The organism is Pseudomonas sp. TE24901, from assembly GCF_054058375.1.
On the sequence record NZ_JBSSAF010000009.1, the window covers coordinates 187,823 to 204,218 of the forward strand.

The 16,396-nt window shown below is 62.2% G+C and carries 15 protein-coding genes; 5 read left to right on the forward strand and 10 right to left on the reverse strand.

Annotation, left to right across the window (positions count from 1 at the left end):
* Positions 1 to 167 precede the first annotated feature (167 nt).
* The 5 genes from leuS to ACVWVP_RS19395 all read left to right on the forward strand — a co-directional run bounded on the left by leuS (position 168) and on the right by ACVWVP_RS19395 (position 6,253).
* Positions 168 to 2,774 carry a leucine--tRNA ligase gene (gene leuS / locus ACVWVP_RS19375; RefSeq protein WP_259175106.1) on the forward strand — a complete coding sequence of 869 codons (2,607 nt, stop codon included), beginning with the start codon at positions 168 to 170 and terminating at the stop codon, positions 2,772 to 2,774.
* A gap of 88 nt (positions 2,775 to 2,862) precedes the next feature.
* Positions 2,863 to 3,468, forward strand: coding sequence for an LPS-assembly lipoprotein LptE (locus ACVWVP_RS19380; RefSeq protein WP_259175105.1), 606 nt, complete (start codon positions 2,863 to 2,865; stop codon positions 3,466 to 3,468).
* A gap of 39 nt (positions 3,469 to 3,507) precedes the next feature.
* On the forward strand, positions 3,508 to 4,545 hold the full coding sequence (gene holA / locus ACVWVP_RS19385) for a DNA polymerase III subunit delta (protein ID WP_457407606.1): 1,038 nt from the start codon (positions 3,508 to 3,510) through the stop codon (positions 4,543 to 4,545).
* A gap of 156 nt (positions 4,546 to 4,701) precedes the next feature.
* Positions 4,702 to 4,866, forward strand: a complete 165-nt coding sequence (gene arfA, locus ACVWVP_RS19390) for an alternative ribosome rescue factor ArfA (protein ID WP_003176285.1) — start codon at positions 4,702 to 4,704, stop codon at positions 4,864 to 4,866.
* A gap of 61 nt (positions 4,867 to 4,927) precedes the next feature.
* On the forward strand, positions 4,928 to 6,253 hold the full coding sequence (locus ACVWVP_RS19395) for a lytic murein transglycosylase (protein ID WP_178919396.1): 1,326 nt from the start codon (positions 4,928 to 4,930) through the stop codon (positions 6,251 to 6,253).
* Positions 6,254 to 6,378: 125 nt separating this feature from the next.
* Here the strand turns inward: ACVWVP_RS19395 and ACVWVP_RS19400 are convergent, their stop codons facing one another.
* The 10 genes from ACVWVP_RS19400 to rlmH form a co-directional block, all read right to left on the reverse strand.
* Positions 6,379 to 7,308, reverse strand: a complete 930-nt coding sequence (locus ACVWVP_RS19400; RefSeq protein WP_457407607.1) for a S66 peptidase family protein — start codon at positions 7,306 to 7,308, stop codon at positions 6,379 to 6,381.
* A 154-nt stretch (positions 7,309 to 7,462) separates the two neighbouring features.
* Positions 7,463 to 8,464, reverse strand: coding sequence for a lipoyl synthase (gene lipA / locus ACVWVP_RS19405; RefSeq protein ID WP_176998559.1), 1,002 nt, complete (start codon positions 8,462 to 8,464; stop codon positions 7,463 to 7,465).
* A gap of 26 nt (positions 8,465 to 8,490) precedes the next feature.
* Positions 8,491 to 9,138: a lipoyl(octanoyl) transferase LipB gene (gene lipB / locus ACVWVP_RS19410; RefSeq protein WP_176998529.1), complete on the reverse strand. Its 648-nt coding sequence runs from the start codon at positions 9,136 to 9,138 to the stop codon at positions 8,491 to 8,493.
* A complete protein-coding gene (locus tag ACVWVP_RS19415) occupies positions 9,138 to 9,419 on the reverse strand; it encodes a DUF493 domain-containing protein (RefSeq protein WP_025858241.1) in 282 nt (93 codons plus the stop codon). The genes lipB and ACVWVP_RS19415 overlap by 1 nt, the downstream gene beginning before the upstream one ends.
* Before the next feature lie 84 nt (positions 9,420 to 9,503).
* Positions 9,504 to 10,661 carry a D-alanyl-D-alanine carboxypeptidase family protein gene (locus tag ACVWVP_RS19420; protein ID WP_176998530.1) on the reverse strand — a complete coding sequence of 386 codons (1,158 nt, stop codon included), beginning with the start codon at positions 10,659 to 10,661 and terminating at the stop codon, positions 9,504 to 9,506.
* Positions 10,662 to 10,845: 184 nt separating this feature from the next.
* Entirely contained in the window at positions 10,846 to 11,844 is a 999-nt protein-coding gene (locus ACVWVP_RS19425; protein WP_176998531.1) for a septal ring lytic transglycosylase RlpA family protein, read from the reverse strand.
* Positions 11,844 to 12,854 carry a lytic murein transglycosylase B gene (gene mltB, locus ACVWVP_RS19430; protein ID WP_259175101.1) on the reverse strand — a complete coding sequence of 337 codons (1,011 nt, stop codon included), beginning with the start codon at positions 12,852 to 12,854 and terminating at the stop codon, positions 11,844 to 11,846. Before mltB ends, ACVWVP_RS19425 begins: the two co-directional genes overlap by 1 nt.
* A 17-nt stretch (positions 12,855 to 12,871) precedes the next feature.
* The gene (gene rodA / locus ACVWVP_RS19435) at positions 12,872 to 13,975 is read right to left on the reverse strand and encodes a rod shape-determining protein RodA (protein ID WP_050442794.1); all 1,104 of its coding nucleotides are present in this window, start codon (positions 13,973 to 13,975) and stop codon (positions 12,872 to 12,874) included.
* 31 nt (positions 13,976 to 14,006) lie between these two features.
* Positions 14,007 to 15,905, reverse strand: a complete 1,899-nt coding sequence (gene mrdA, locus ACVWVP_RS19440; RefSeq protein WP_178919389.1) for a penicillin-binding protein 2 — start codon at positions 15,903 to 15,905, stop codon at positions 14,007 to 14,009.
* Between the two features lie 15 nt (positions 15,906 to 15,920).
* The gene (gene rlmH, locus ACVWVP_RS19445) at positions 15,921 to 16,388 is read right to left on the reverse strand and encodes a 23S rRNA (pseudouridine(1915)-N(3))-methyltransferase RlmH (RefSeq protein WP_003176297.1); all 468 of its coding nucleotides are present in this window, start codon (positions 16,386 to 16,388) and stop codon (positions 15,921 to 15,923) included.
* Positions 16,389 to 16,396: the final 8 nt, after the last annotated feature.

Genomic DNA, 16,396 nt, shown 5'->3' on the forward strand with positions numbered 1-16,396 from the left:
CGCAATCAGGGTTTCCCTCGATAGAGTGGGGTCATGTATGCTACGGCGCTTCCTGTAACTCCACTTCCCGCAGGGTTTGGGCACGGACGCGCCGCTTTTTGGTGTCGATGGACCTGAACGTTGCACCGAAGAGGATTAGGCCACCCCTATTCAGTTCAAAAGTAGCCATGCACGAACAATATCAGCCCCGTGAAATAGAAAATGCCGCCCAAACCTTCTGGGACGAGCAAAAGTCCTTTGAAGTCAGTGAACAGCCAGGCAAGGAGACTTACTACTGCCTATCGATGTTCCCTTACCCCAGCGGCAAGCTACACATGGGGCACGTGCGCAACTACACCATCGGTGACGTGATTTCCCGCTACCAGCGCATGCAAGGCAAGAACGTCCTGCAACCCATGGGTTGGGACGCCTTCGGCATGCCGGCGGAAAACGCCGCGATGAAAAACAACGTGGCCCCCGCCAAGTGGACCTACGAAAACATCGCCTACATGAAGACCCAGCTGCGCAGCCTGGGCCTGGCGGTGGACTGGTCCCGCGAAGTGACCACCTGCAAGCCGGATTACTACCGCTGGGAACAATGGCTGTTCACCCGCCTGTTCGAAAAAGGTGTGATCTACAAGAAAAGCGGTACCGTGAACTGGGACCCGCTGGACCAGACCGTACTGGCCAACGAGCAAGTGATCGACGGTCGCGGCTGGCGCTCCGGCGCGCTGATCGAAAAGCGCGAAATCCCGATGTACTACTTCAAGATCACCGCCTACGCGGATGAACTCTTGTCGAGCCTCGACGACCTGCCGGGCTGGCCGGAACAGGTCAAGACCATGCAGCGCAACTGGATCGGCAAATCCAAGGGCATGGAAGTGCAGTTCCCGTACAACGTCGACTCGATCGGCGAAGCGGGCGCACTCAAAGTCTTCACCACCCGCCCCGACACCCTGATGGGCGCGACCTACGTGGCCGTGGCCGCTGAACACCCGCTGGCCACCCAGGCCGCACAGAACAACCCTGAGCTGCAGGCGTTCATCGCCGAATGCAAAGGCGGCAGCGTGGCTGAAGCCGACGTCGCCACCCAGGAGAAAAAAGGCCTGCCAACCGGCCTGTTCGTCGAGCACCCACTGACTGGCGAGAAGCTGCCGGTATGGGTCGCCAACTACGTGCTGATGCACTACGGCGATGGCGCCGTAATGGCAGTGCCGGCCCACGACGAGCGCGATTTCGAGTTCGCCACCAAATACAGCCTGCCGATCAAATCCGTGGTGCGCACCAGCTCGGGCGACACCAACCCGGCCCCGTGGCAAGACGCCTATGGCGAGCACGGTGAGCTGATCAACTCCGGCGAATTCGATGGTCTGGATTTCCAAGGCGCTTTCGATGCGATCGAAGTTGCACTGATCAAGAAGAACCTGGGCGCCTCGCGCACCCAGTTCCGCCTGCGCGACTGGGGCATCAGCCGCCAGCGCTACTGGGGCTGCCCGATCCCGATCATCCACTGCGAAAGCTGTGGCGACGTGCCAGTACCGGAAGACCAACTGCCGGTCGTCCTGCCGGAAGACGTGGTGCCGGACGGCGCAGGCTCGCCACTGGCGCGCATGCCCGAGTTCTACGAATGCAGCTGCCCCAAATGCGGCCAGCCTGCCAAGCGTGAAACCGACACCATGGACACCTTCGTCGAGTCGTCGTGGTACTACGCCCGCTACGCCTCGCCGCACTATGAAGGTGGCCTGGTGGAGAAATCCGCGGCCGACCACTGGTTGCCGGTCGACCAGTACATCGGCGGTATCGAACACGCCATCCTTCACCTGCTGTACGCGCGTTTCTTCCACAAGCTGATGCGCGACGAAGGCCTGGTGAGCTCCGATGAGCCGTTCAAGAACCTGCTGACCCAGGGCATGGTGGTCGCCGAGACTTACTATCGCCGTGAAGCCAACGGTGCCTACACCTGGTACAACCCGGCCGACGTCGAGCTTGAGCGCGACAGCAAAGCCAAGGTCATCAGCGCCAAGCTGATCGCCGACGGCCTGCCGGTAGAGATCGGCGGCACCGAGAAGATGGCCAAGTCCAAGAACAACGGTGTCGACCCGCAGTCGATGATCGACCAGTTCGGTGCCGACACCTGCCGCCTGTTCATGATGTTCGCTTCGCCGCCGGACATGAGCGCCGAATGGTCCGACTCCGGCGTCGAAGGCTCGCACCGCTTCCTCAAGCGCGTCTGGCGCCTGGCGCACGCCCACATCAGCCAAGGCCTGCCGGGCAAGCTGGACGTGGCCGCCTTGAGCGACGAGCAGAAAGTCATTCGCCGCAGCACGCACCTGGCCATCAAGCAAGCCAGCCAGGACGTGGGTCAGAACCACAAGTTCAACACCGCCATCGCCCAGGTGATGACCCTGATGAACGTGCTGGAAAAAGCACCGCAAGCCACCGAGCAGGACCGTGCGCTGGTACAGGAGGGCCTGGAAACGGTGACTCTGCTGCTGGCACCGATCACGCCGCACATCAGCCACGACCTGTGGAACCGCCTGGGCCACAGCGACGCCGTCATCGACGCACGCTGGCCGGTACAGGATGACAGCGCCCTGGTGCAGGACACCCTGCAACTGGTTATCCAGGTCAACGGTAAACTGCGTGGCCAGATCGACATGCCTGCCAGCGCCAGCCGCGAAGACGTCGAGGCGGCTGCCCGCGTCAACGAAAACGTGCTGCGCTTCACTGAAGGCCTGACGATCCGCAAGGTGATCGTGGTGCCTGGCAAGCTGGTCAATATCGTCGCTAGCTAATCGGATCGGGCGCAGGGCCTGAGCCCTGCGCCGAACTAAACCTTTAGGGCCGCGATAAGGCCCGCATGGTTTCAAGGGGAGCAACAAAATGATCAAACGCAATTTGCTGGTGATGGGCCTCGCCGTTCTTCTGAGCGCTTGCGGCTTCCAGCTGCGCGGCACCGGTACCAATGACCTGACGATCAAGGAGCTGGACCTCAGCGCCCGCGACGCCTACGGCACCACCGTGGTCCAGTTGCGCCAGGTCCTGGAAAACAGCGGCGTGCATATCTACAACGGCGCGCCTTACAAGCTGTTCCTTGTCGACGAGAAAGAAACCCAGCGCAACCTGAGCTATGCCAGCGCCGGCCGCTCTTCGGAAGTCGAACTGAGCACCGAGCTGTTCTTCCAGATGCAGGGCCGCGATCACCTGCCACTGATGGGTGACAAGATCCAGGTACAGAAAATCGTCACCCACGATGGCAACAACCTGGTGGGCTCAGACTCGGAAATCATCCAGGTCCGCAAGGAAATGCGCCGTGAACTGGTGCAACGCATGGTCCTGCGCCTGTCGTTGTTCACCCCGCAACAGCTCGATGCTTTGCAGCAAACCGCCGACAACAAGGCCAAGGCCGATGCTGACGCGCTGAAAGCGGCACAAGAGTACGAAGACAACACGCCGAAACAGTCGCCTGTTGAAGTCCCTGTCGAGTAAGCCAAACGGGGCGCCCCTGGCGCCCCGTTCGCCCCGCCTATGAAACTCGCCCCCGCCCAACTCGCCAAACACCTGCAAGGTGGCCTCGCGCCTGTGTACATCGTCAGTGGCGATGACCCACTGCTGTGCCAGGAAGCCGCAGACGCCATTCGCAGTGCCGCACGCCTGCAAGGTTTCGACGAGCGCCAGGTGTTCAGCGCCGACGCCAGTTTCGACTGGGGGACGCTGCTGCAAGCCGGTGCGAGCATGTCGCTGTTTGCCGAAAAGCGCCTGCTGGAACTGCGCCTGCCCTCCGGCAAGCCCGGCGACAAAGGCGCGGCGGCCCTGATGGAATACTGCGCACGCCCCGCCGAAGACACGGTACTGCTGGTCAGCCTGCCCAAACTCGACGGCAGTGCGCAGAAAACCAAATGGGGCAAGGCCTTGGTGGAAGGTGCGCAGACCCAGTTCATTCAGATCTGGCCAGTGGACAGCAGCCAACTACCGCAGTGGATTCGTCAACGCTTGTCTCAATCGGGGCTTGCCGCTACCCAAGACGCTGTCGAGCTGATTGCCGCCCGGGTGGAAGGCAACCTGCTTGCCGCTGCCCAGGAGATCGAAAAGCTCAAGCTGATGGCTGAGGACGGCCAGATTACGGTCGAAACCGTGCAAGGCGCGGTTGCCGACAGTGCGCGCTTTGACGTGTTCGGGCTGGTGGATGCGATCCTCAATGGCGAACCGGCCCACGCCCTGCGCATGCTCGAAGGCTTGCGCGGAGAAGGCGTGGAGCCACCGGTGATTCTCTGGGCCCTGGCTCGGGAGCTGCGGGTGCTGGCCAATATTGCCTTGCAATACAGCCAGGGCACGCCGCTGGACAAAGCGTTCAGCCAGGCCAAGCCGCCTGTCTGGGACAAGCGCAAGCCCCTGATGAGCAAAGCCCTGCAACGGCACTCGGCGCAACGCTGGGCGCAACTGTTGCTGGAAGCCCAGCGCATCGATGCCCAGATCAAGGGCCAGGCGGCCGGTTCCCCATGGATGAGCCTGAGCCGTTTGTCGCTGCTGATGGCCGGCCAGCGCCTGACACTCCCCGCCGAATAAACACCCCCCGAACACCGCATACCCCTGTGGGAGCAGGCAAGCCAGCTCCCACATTTTGATCGCATTTACAATTTCTGAGAGGTGCCAGCCTTTACAGCCGCCCAACTTCGGCAGATGATTTGCACCGCTTTAACCCACCCTATGAGAGTACCGAGCATGAGCAAAAAGCCATCCAAGCATGGCCCGAACAAGGCCAAATCCATCATCGCCCAGCCACTGTTCCGCAGCCGTCAGGAACGCGCCGGCAAGGGCAAAGGCAGCTACCGCCGCGAAGCCTTCCAGTCTAATAGCTGGGAGGCTTCTTACTTTCTGGCTGCCTGAAGGCAAGCGCCCCTCCGGCATGATAAGGTCTGCACCTGATTTGTAATCCCTGGACCTGTGCATGCCCTCTAGCCTTTCCCGTCGTTGGCACCTTCGCCAATTGATCGCTGCCTCCAGCCTTATTCTGCTCGTCGCCTGCGCGGAAAAACCCACCGCCGCCGACGCTCAACCGCTGCCCAAGCTCCAGACCGCACCCGCTGTTGCGCCTGCTGTCGTGCCCCCCGTCGCCGTGGACAACCTCGACATCCAACCCACCCAGACCTTTGCTGAATGGCAGGCGGGTTTTCGCGTGCAAGCCCTGCAGGCCGGCATCACGGCTGCCGTGTTCGACACGGCGTTCGCCAACGTCACACCCGATATGGCGGTCATCCGTGCCGACCGCAGCCAACCTGAATTTTCTCGCCCGGTGTGGGAATACCTCGACGGCGCCCTGTCGCCGGTACGCGTGCGCAACGGCCAGGCCCTGCTGATCAAATATGCGGACATCCTGCAAAGCATCGAGCAGCGTTATGGCGTTGATCGCCAGGCGCTGGTGTCGGTGTGGGGCATGGAAAGCAACTTCGGCCAATTCCAGGGCAACAACTCGGTGATCCGCTCCCTGGCGACCCTGGCCTACGAAGGCCGTCGCCCGGCATTCGCCCAGGCGCAGTTGCTGGCCGCGCTGCAGATCATCCAGCACGGCGACATCCAGGCCGACCAGATGAAAGGCTCCTGGGCCGGTGCCATGGGCCAGACCCAATTTATCCCGACCACCTACAACACCCACGCCGTGGACTTCGATGGCGACGGTCGCCGCGATATCTGGAACAGCCCGGCCGACGCCCTCGCCTCCACCGCCCACTACCTGCAAAGCTCCGGCTGGCAGAAAGGCCAGCCGTGGGGTTTCGAGGTCAAGCAATTGCCAACGAACTTCGATTACGCACTGGCCGATGGCGGCGTGCGCAAGTCGGTCGCCGAATGGCTGAACCTGGGCATCCAGTTGCCGCCAGGCGCGAGCATCCCGCCAAACGTCAGCCAGCTCTCCGCTGCGCTGCTGCTGCCGGCAGGCTACCGTGGCCCAGCCTTCCTGGTACTGGATAACTTCCGCGCGATCCTCAAGTACAACAACTCGTCGTCCTACGCACTGGCAGTGGGCCTGCTGTCGGAACGGTTTGGCGGTGGCGGTGTGATTCGTGGCGATTGGCCGAAAGATGAATTGCCGCTGAGTCGCTCGCAGCGCATCGATTTGCAGACGGCACTCAGTGCCAAAGGCTATGACGCCGGGAACCCGGACGGGATCATTGGTGCGAATACGCGCAAGGCGATTCGTGCGGCGCAGCAAGCGTTGGGCTGGCCGGCGGATGGGTATCCGACGGTGAAGCTGCTGGAATCCCTGCAAACCCGGTAGAAGTGCTTATGGCGACTACCGTCTTCGCGAGCAAGCCCGCTCCCACATTTAACCGTGAGCATCCTTTGGAATACGGTCGAATGTGGGAGCTGGCTTGCCTGCGAAGACGGTGTCACAGGCGACGGTTATTTAAAGACCACATCCTGCTCCAACACCAACCGCTGCTCCCCCGCATCCAGGCGCACCAAAGCGCCCATCGGCAAGGTCAGGTTCGGATCGCAATGCCCACTGCGCCAGCCGGCCAGCACTGGAATGCGCAGCGGTCCGAAGGTCTGCTTGAGCAGTCGCTCCAGCACGGCATTGTCCACCCCTGCCACATCCCCCACCAGCACACCCGCCACCTGATCCAGCTTGCCCGCCAACCGCAAGTGGGTGAGCAGCCGGTCGATCCGGTAGATCGGCTCGTTGACGTCCTCAATCAGCAGGATGATGCCTTCTGCATCAATCTCAAAGGCAGTGCCCATCACTGCCGCGATCATCGACAGGTTGCCCCCCAGCAAGCGCCCACAGGCGATGCCAGGCTCGACAGTGGTCAACGGGTAGGCCACCGGATGTGCAAGCACACTGCCAGCGCCCAATTGGCCCCGCAGCATGCTGAACAGTGACGACTCGGTAGGTGGCTGCTTGTCGCCCAGCAGGTCGGCGTTGAGCATCGGCCCATGAAAGGTCACGAAGCCGGCGTAGCGGCTGATAGCCAGGTGCAACGCGGTGATGTCGCTGTAGCCTACGAATGGCTTGGGGTTGGCGCGCAGCAGGTCGAAATCCAGGCGATCGAGCAGGCGTGGCGTGCCGTAGCCGCCACGCAGGCAGAAGATCGCGTCGATATCGGGATCGGCGAAGGCGTCGTGCAGGTCACGCAGGCGAACGTCATCGCTGCCGGCGAGGTAGCCGTCGCGTTCATACACGCCAGGAAAAATTCGCAGATCGTAGCCACGGGAACGCATCCAGTGACCGGCTTTTTCGACGTCCAGTGCGGCAGGACCGGCGGGGGCGATCAGGGCGATGGTGCCTTCAGAGCGAAGGGCGGGTACGGCAACTGTTGATTTACTGGTCATCCATGGTCTCCCACTTAAACGCAGAACCCAATGTGGGAGCGGGCTTGCTCGCGAAAGCGGAGTATCAGTCGATTAATCAGGTGACTGAAACACCGTATTCGCGAGCAAGCCCGCTCCCACACAAGCCCGCATCCACATTCAATTGCGGAGCGGCTTACGAAACCAGGCTCGCCTTGACCAGCTTGGCCTGCTCGTCAGCGTGGTACGAGGAGCGCACCAGCGGGCCCGAGGCCACGTTCTTGAAGCCCATCTTGTAACCTTCCTCGGCGAACCAGGCGAAGGTGTCCGGGTGCACGAAACGCTGCACCGGCAAGTGGCTGCGGGACGGTTGCAGGTACTGGCCCAGGGTCAGCATGTCGATGTCGTGTTCGCGCATGCGCTTCATGACTTCGATCACTTCCTCGTCGGTCTCGCCCAGGCCCAGCATCAAGCCGGACTTGGTTGGAACGTGAGGCATCATCTGCTTGAATTTCTGCAGCAGGGTCAGCGACCACTGGTAGTCCGAACCCGGGCGCGCAGCCTTGTACAGGCGTGGCACGGTTTCCAGGTTGTGGTTGAACACATCCGGCGGCTCGGCGGCGGTGATTTCCAGCGCCACGTCCATGCGGCCACGGTAGTCCGGCACCAGGGTTTCGAGCATCACGTTCGGCGACAGCTTGCGGATCTCGCGGATGCAGTCGGCAAAGTGCTGGGCACCGCCGTCACGCAGGTCGTCGCGGTCTACCGAAGTGATCACCACGTACTTGAGGCGCAGGTCGGCGATGGCGATGGCCAGGCTTTCCGGCTCGTTGACGTCCAGTGGCTTCGGACGGCCGTGGCCGACGTCGCAGAACGGGCAACGACGGGTGCAGATGTCACCCATGATCATGAAGGTGGCGGTGCCGCCGGAGAAGCACTCGCCCAGGTTCGGGCAGGACGCTTCTTCGCACACGCTGTGCAGCTTGTGCTTGCGCAGCAAGGCCTTGATACGGTCGACTTCCGGCGAAACCGGGATGCGCACGCGGATCCAGTCGGGTTTCTTCGGCAGTTCGGTGGTCGGAATGATCTTCACCGGGATGCGTGCAACCTTCTCGGCGCCGCGCAGCTTGACGCCGGCTTCCACCTTGGCACGCGGGGCCGGGGCCGGACGGTCTGTAACGTCCACCGTCGGGATCATGGTTTGCACTGCATCAGTAGTCATAATCAGTCGATTCCGCCCGTAAGGGTCGTCTGCTCAGCATAGTCGAGGTGTTTGACGAGCTGCGCACGCAGCCGGGCACTAACCTCGGCAAATTTAATCGGTGTGGCGTGCTCGCTCAGTTGGGTCATGGCCAGTCCGGCATAGCCGCACGGGTTGATCCGTCGGAACGGCGCCAGGTCCATGTCCACGTTCAGGGCCAGGCCGTGAAAGGAACAGCCGTGGCGGATGCGCAACCCCAGGGAGGCGATTTTCGCGCCGTCCACATACACACCCGGGGCATCGGGCTTGGCCGCAGCGGTCACGCCGTAGCTGGCCAACAGCTCGATCAGGCAGGCCTCCATGCGGGTGACCAGGTCACGCACGCCAAACCCCAGCTTGCGCACATCCAGCAGCAGGTACGCCACCAGTTGGCCGGGCCCATGGTAAGTCACTTGGCCACCTCGGTCGACCTGCACCACCGGAATATCTCCCGGCAGCAGCAGGTGTTCGGCCTTGCCGGCCTGGCCCTGGGTGAACACCGGCGGGTGTTCCACCAGCCAGATCTCATCAGGGGCCGAGGTGCCGCGCTCGTTCGTGAACCGTTGCATGGCGTGCCAGACGGGCTCGTAGTCCATCCGGCCGAGCTCGCGAAAGCCCAGGACGTGAGACATCACAACACCATGTGCACGAAACCGGTGGCCCGCAGTTCGCTGTTGATGTTGTAGAGCTGGTCCTGATCCGTCGCAACGATGTGCAACTGGATCGTGGTGTATTTGCCGGTGGAGCTTTGACGCTCGTCCACGCGGTTGTCGTTGATCGTTGCGTATTTGCGGACGATCTCGAGAATCTTGTCCTTGCGGCCCACGCCGGTATCGCTGATCACCTTGACGGGATAGTCCGTCACTGGGAATTCGATCTTTGGCGCCTTTACTTCTACTTCTTTATCGGTCATGGCGTAACGGCCTCGTAAGCGTAAGCCGTGGCGACGGGCAAAGCCCCGTGTCGGATCAACACGGGGCTTTGCAGGTGCACACTATCAGTTGAACAAGCTGTAGAAGAATAGACGGATGCTATCCCACACGCGGCGGAAGATGCCACCTTCGTCGACAGCGTCCAGGGCGATCAGGTCGGCGCTGTGCACCACTTTGTCGTCCAGTTTGACTTCGACCTTGCCGATCACGTCGCCCTTGGCGATTGGCGCAACCAGTTGCGGGTTCATGGTCATGCTGGCAGCGAGCTTTTTCAGCTGGCCTTTAGGCATGGTCAGGGTCAGGTCTTCAGCCAGGCCGGCTTTGACCTGGTGGGTTGCGCCCTTCCAGACCGGCGCCTGCGCCAGTTCAGTGCCCTTCTGGTAGAAGGTCTGGGTTTCGAAGAAACGGAAACCGTAGGTCAGCAGTTTTTGCGTCTCGGCCGCACGGGCCTGCTCGCTGTTGGTGCCGAAGACCACGGCAATCAGGCGCTGGCCATCACGTACGGCGGACGACACCATGCAGTAGCCGGCTTCTTCGGTGTGACCGGTTTTCAGACCGTCGACGGTCTTGTCACGCCACAGCAACAGGTTGCGGTTAGGCTGCTTGATGTTGTTCCAGAAGAACTCCTTCTGGGAGTAGATGGCGTAGTGCACCGGGTCGACACGGATGATCGCGCGGGCCAGGATCGCCATGTCGTGAGCCGACGAGTAGTGCTCTGGGTTCGGCAGGCCGGTCGGGTTCATGAAGTGGCTGTTGGTCATGCCCAGGTCGGCCACGGTTTTGTTCATCATGTCGGCGAACGCGTCTTCGCTGCCGGCGATGTGCTCGGACAGGGCCACGCTGGCGTCGTTACCCGACTGGATGATGATGCCGTGCAGCAGGTCGCTCACCGTCACCTGCGAACCCACCTTGATGAACATCCGCGAACCGCCGGTGCGCCAGGCGTTTTCGCTGACGGTGACCGGGTCGTTCTCGCCGATCTGGCCGCGACGGATTTCCAGGGTCGCGATGTAGGCCGTCATCAGTTTGGTCAGGCTGGCAGGGGGCAGGCGCTGGTCACCGTTGTTCTCGACCAGCACGTTGCCGCTGGCGGCATCCATGAGGACCCAGGCCTTGGCGGCCAGTTGCGGGGAAGCCGGCACCATTTCAACCGCCCAGGCGGCCGGGGTGATGATCAGCGAAAGAAGCAGGCACGTGCGTTTGGCTAAGGTGGTGATGTTCATCCGTCTCTCGAAATTGCTTATGGAAACTTGCCCTCGCGGGCAAAACTATTCAGACAGCCCGCTTCCAGACTGTCACGTGTTCGGTTGCCCGCTCACCCCTTGCCCCCGGGTTTTTATTGTTCAACGAGCCAACAACCAAGGTCCGGGCCCGCATGCGCGCCCAAGCCATCAAGCCTTTTACTGCTTATTCTGCGGTGACCACGCTGGGCTGCCCCAGGTTGGCCAGGCGCACGCTGTTCTGTACTTGCGCAACCTCGCTTGGCGAACCGATTGGCCCCATGCGCACGCGGTGCAAGGTCTGCTGGTTACGCACGATGGAACTGATGAACACCGGCGCATTGACCATGCCGCTGAGCTTGGACCTTAACAGCTCTGCCGCGTCCGGGTTGGCGAAAGCGCCGACCTGCAGGTATTGCCCACCGGCCATGGAGGCGCCCGGCGCTGCCTGGGGCACGACCACCGTATCCGGCGCGTGCTGCGCTGGCGGCGGGGTCCACTGTTCGATCTTGCCCGCCGACGCCGTCACTTGCGGCTGCGGGGTTTGCGGCTCATTGAGCATCAACGGCGCCGGCTTGCCACGCTGGGCCCAGTACTGCGCCGGGTCGATACCTTCGACCTTCACCCGCGCCGTGCCGGTTTCGGCGTAACCGAGTTTCTTCGCGGCCGCGTAGGACAAGTCGATGATGCGGTCCGAATAGAACGGTCCACGGTCGTTGACTCGCAGGATCACCGTGCGGTTGTTGTCCAGGTTGGTCACGCGCACATAGCTGGGCAGTGGCAGGGTCTTGTGGGCCGCGCTCATGCCGTACAGGTCATACACTTCGCCGTTGGCGGTGTTCTGGCCATGGAACTTGGTACCGTACCAGGACGCCGTGCCCGACTGGACATAGGTCTTGGAGTCTTGCAGCGGGAAATAGGTCTTGCCCAGCACGGTGTACGGGTTGGCCTTGTAGGCGCCGGTGTGCAGGGTTGGCGTGGCGTCCGGGATCTTCGAGACATCCACGTCCCACCACGGCGCGCCGTCTTTGTGCGCGCGGTTGATGTCCAGGCCCGGCTGGGAACGGATGGCCGTACCACCGGACTTCTGCGCCGGACCACGGCTGGTGGAGCAACTGACGACCAGCAGGGACAACGCGGCGAACGCCACCAGCTTGAGCGGTTGTTTGATCGGCGATACCCGCATTACTTGTTGCCCCGTGCTTGGACCAGCATGTCTGACAGCTGATGCACGGCCATGGCGTACATCACACTGCGGTTATAACGCGTGATTGCGTAAAAATTCTTCAAGCCCATCCAGTATTCCGGGCCGTTTTCGCCTTCAAGGCGGAATGCCGTCACCGGCATGTCATCGCGTGGCGCATTCTGACTCGACCAGCCCAGCGCCCGCAACTCCCCGACTGTCTTGGCCGGCTCGATGCCCTGGGTCAGGCCTTCATCGGCACGCTCCCCGGAAACATCGGCACGGATCACCACCGGTTCGCCGGCCACCCAGCCATGGCGCTTGAAGTAGCTGGCCACACTGCCGATGGCGTCGTCGGGGTTGCTCCAGATATTGATGTGGCCATCACCGTCAAAGTCCACGGCATAGGCACGGAAGCTGCTCGGCATGAACTGCGGCAAGCCCATCGCCCCGGCGTAGGAGCCCTTGAGGGTCAACGGATCGACCTGCTCTTCGCGGGCCAGCAGCAGGAATTCGCGCAGTTCCTTGCGGAAGAATTCGGCACGCGGCGGGTAATCGAAGCCCAGGGTCGACAAGGCGTCGATCACCCGGTAGCTGCCGGTGTTGCGCCCGTAGAAGGTTTCGATGCCGATGATGGCCACGATCACCTGGGCCGGCACGCCGTATTCCTGCTCGGCGCGGGCCAGCACGGCTTCGTGCTGGCGCCAGAAGTCCACACCCCGCGCCACACGGGCGTCGGTGAGGAACATCGGGCGGTATTCCTTCCACTGTTTAACCCGCTCGGCGGGGCGCGAGATGGCGTCGAGAATCGCCTGCTTCTTCTGGGCTTCGCGGAACACGCCCATCAGCTGTTCACCGGCGAAACCGTAGTCGCGGGTCATTTCACCGACAAATTCGGCGACCTGAGGTGAGCCATCGTAGTCACCGGCCAGCGCCTCTTGCGTCGCGCCCAGCAGCCCGATCAGGCCCATCAGGGACGCATGCCGAGTCGCCCAGCCGCGCATTACTTGCATTGACATCTTCACCTTATTCAAACCTGTGCGATCCATTTGCGATGCGTATGAATCGACATCAAAACCCCAAACGCTGACAGCAATGTCACCAGCGAAGTTCCGCCGTAGCTAATGAATGGCAACGGCACCCCAACCACCGGCAACAGGCCACTGACCATACCGATGTTGACGAAAACATAAACAAAAAAGGTCATGGTCAGGCTGCCCGCCAGCAACTTGCCGAACAGCGTCTGCGCCTGGGCGGTAATCACCAGCCCGCGACCGATCAGCAGCAAATAAATCAACAGCAACGCGCAAATGCCTACCAGGCCGAACTCTTCGCCCATCACCGCAATGATGAAGTCGGTGTGGCTTTCCGGCAGGAAGTCCAGGTGCGACTGGGTACCCAGCAGCCAGCCTTTACCGAATACGCCGCCGGAACCGATCGCCGCCTTCGACTGGATGATGTTCCAGCCGGTGCCCAGCGGGTCGCTCTCCGGGTCGAGGAATGTGAGGATTCGCTGCTTCTGGTAGTCGTGCATAAAGAAGAACCACATCGCCACGGCCACTGGCACGGCGGCGGCCAGCACGCTGAGGATCCAGCGCCAGCGCAAACCGCCCATGAACAGCACGAAGGCGCCGCCCGCGAGGATCAGCAAAGAAGTCCCAAGGTCTGGTTGGCGCACAATCAGAATGAACGGCACGCCGATCAGGATCAGGCTGATGCCCACGTGCTTGAGCTGTGGCGGCAAGGTGCGCTTGGACAGGTACCAGGCGATAGTCGCCGGCATTAAAATCTTCATGAATTCCGACGGCTGGAAGCGAATCACCCCCGGGATGTTGATCCAGCGGGTCGCGCCCATGGCGTTGTGGCCCATCACGTCCACCACCACCAGCAACAACACGCCGGCCACATACCCCAGCGGCACCCAGCGCGCCATGAAACGCGGCTCCAGCTGGGCGATCACCACCATCGACAACAGGCCCAGGCCGAACGACGATGCTTGCTTGATCAGCAGGTCCCAGTTTTTGCCGCTGGCCGAATACAGCACGAACAGGCTGCCGGCCGCCAGGGTCAGCAGCAGGATCAGCAACGGGCCATCAATGTGCATGCGTTGCAGCAACGTCGCACGGCGACGCATCACGTCCTCGCTGGAGAGGATGCGGTCAAAATTACTCTTCACGGGCCGTAACCTCGGTGCTTGAAGGGGGGCCACCATATTCGGGCTTGAGCCTGCCGTCGTCGGCCAACAGCCAGGCGTCCATCACTTGGCGCACCACGGGCGCTGCGACGCCTGAGCCGGACTCGCCGTTCTCGACCATCACCGCCACCACGATCTTCGGGTCGTCGGCCGGCGCGAAGCCGACAAACAAGGCGTGGTCACGGTGGCGCTCCTGAACCTTGGAGCGGTCATATTTCTCGCCTTGCTTGATCGCGACCACCTGGGCGGTACCACTCTTGCCGGCAATGCGGTATTGCGCACCGACGGCCGCCTTGCGCGCGGTACCCCGGGCGCCGTGCATCACCTGCTGCATGCCGTGGTTGACCTTGGTCCAGTCGGACGGGTCGCGCAGCACGATATCGGCAATCGGGTTTTCATCCACCGGCTTCTCGCCTTCGATGGTCTTGGCCAGGTGTGGGCGGTTCCAGATGCCTTTGTTCGCCACCAGCGCCGTCGCCTGGGCCAGCTGCAACGGCGTGGCCTGCATGTAGCCCTGGCCGATCCCGAGGATCAAGGTTTCACCCGGGAACCACGCCTGGCGGCGGGTCGCGCGTTTCCACTCCCTCGATGGCATCAAGCCAGGGGACTCTTCGAACATGTCCAGAGAGACTTTCTGGCCGAGGCCGAACTTGCCCATATAGGCAGACAGGCGATCGATCCCGAGCTTATGGGCCAGATCGTAAAAATAGGTGTCGTTGGAGCGCATGATCGCGGTGTCCAGGTCGACAAAGCCATCACCGGTGCGGTTCCAGTTACGGTACTTGTGGTCGTAGTTGGGTAGCATGTAGTAGCCCGGGTCGAACACCCGGCTGGAGGCCGTGACCACGCCCGCATCGAGGCCGGCAATCGCCACCGCAGGCTTGATCGTCGAGCCGGGCGGGTACAGGCCGCGCAGCACGCGGTTGAACAGCGGCCGGTCGATGGAATCACGCAGCTCGGCGTACGCCTTGAAGCTGATGCCGGTCACGAACAGGTTGGGGTCGAAACTCGGTTGGCTGACCATGGCCAGCACTTCGCCCGTGGTCGGGTCCAGCGCCACCACCGCACCCCGCCGACCACCCAGGGCCATTTCCGCTGCTTCCTGCAGCTTGATGTCCAGGCTCAGCACGATGTCCTTGCCCGGCACCGGGTCGGTGCGCTTGAGCACCCGCAGCACGCGGCCACGGGCGTTGGTCTCGACTTCTTCGTAACCCACCTGGCCGTGCAGCTCGGGCTCGTAGAAGCGCTCGATGCCGGTCTTGCCGATATGGTGGGTGCCGCTGTAGTTGACCGGGTCAAGGGTCTTCAGCTCTTTCTCGTTGATCCGTCCCATGTAGCCGACGGAGTGGGCAAAGTGCGGCCCTTGCGGGTAATGCCGCACCAACTGCGCCACCACCTCAACACCGGGCAGACGGAACTGGTTCACCGCGATCCGGGCGATCTGCTCTTCGGTCAGCTCAAACAGGATCGGCACCGGCTCGAACGGCCGGCGCCCCTGCTTCATGCGCTTTTCGAAGATCACCCGGTCTTCCGGCGTCAGTTGCAGCACTTCGACGATCACATCGAGGATCTGCTGCCAGTCGCCGGAACGCTCGCGGGTCATGCTCAGGCTGAAGCTGGGTCGGTTGTCCGCGACCACCACGCCATTGCGGTCGAAGATCAGCCCACGCGTCGGCGGAATCGGCTGCACGTGCACCCGATTGTTCTCCGACAGCGTGGAGTGATAGTCGTACTGGATCACCTGCAGGAAATACAGACGCGCAATCAGCACGCCCAACAAGGCCACCACCAGGATTGCGCCAAACACCACGCGCGCGCGTACAAGACGTGCGTCTTTCTCGTGGTCCTTGATGCGGATCGGCTGGGTCATCGGGAGGGGCGCAGATTATTTGTGATAAGGGTGCCCGGACAGGACTGTCCAGGCGCGATACAGCTGTTCACCGATCAGGATGCGTACCAGCGGGTGCGGCAGCGTGAGCGCCGACAGCGACCAGCGCTGGTCCGCCCGCGCACAGACTTCCGGCGCCAGCCCTTCGGGGCCGCCGACCATGAAGTTGACCGTGCGCGAGTCCAGGCGCCAGCGGTCCAGTTCCACCGCCAACTGCTCGGTGCTCCAGGGTTTGCCGTGCACTTCAAGGGTGACGATGCGCTCGTTGGGGCCGACCTTGGCCAACATGGCTTCGCCTTCCTGACGGATAAAGCGCGCCACATCGGCATTCTTGCCCCGGGTATTGAGCGGTATCTCTACCAGTTCAAGAGACAGCTCAGCGGGCAGACGCTTGGCATACTCGTGCCAGCCTTCTTCCACCCACTTGGGCATGCGTGAACCGACAGCAATCAGACGCAGGCGCACAGCCGTTC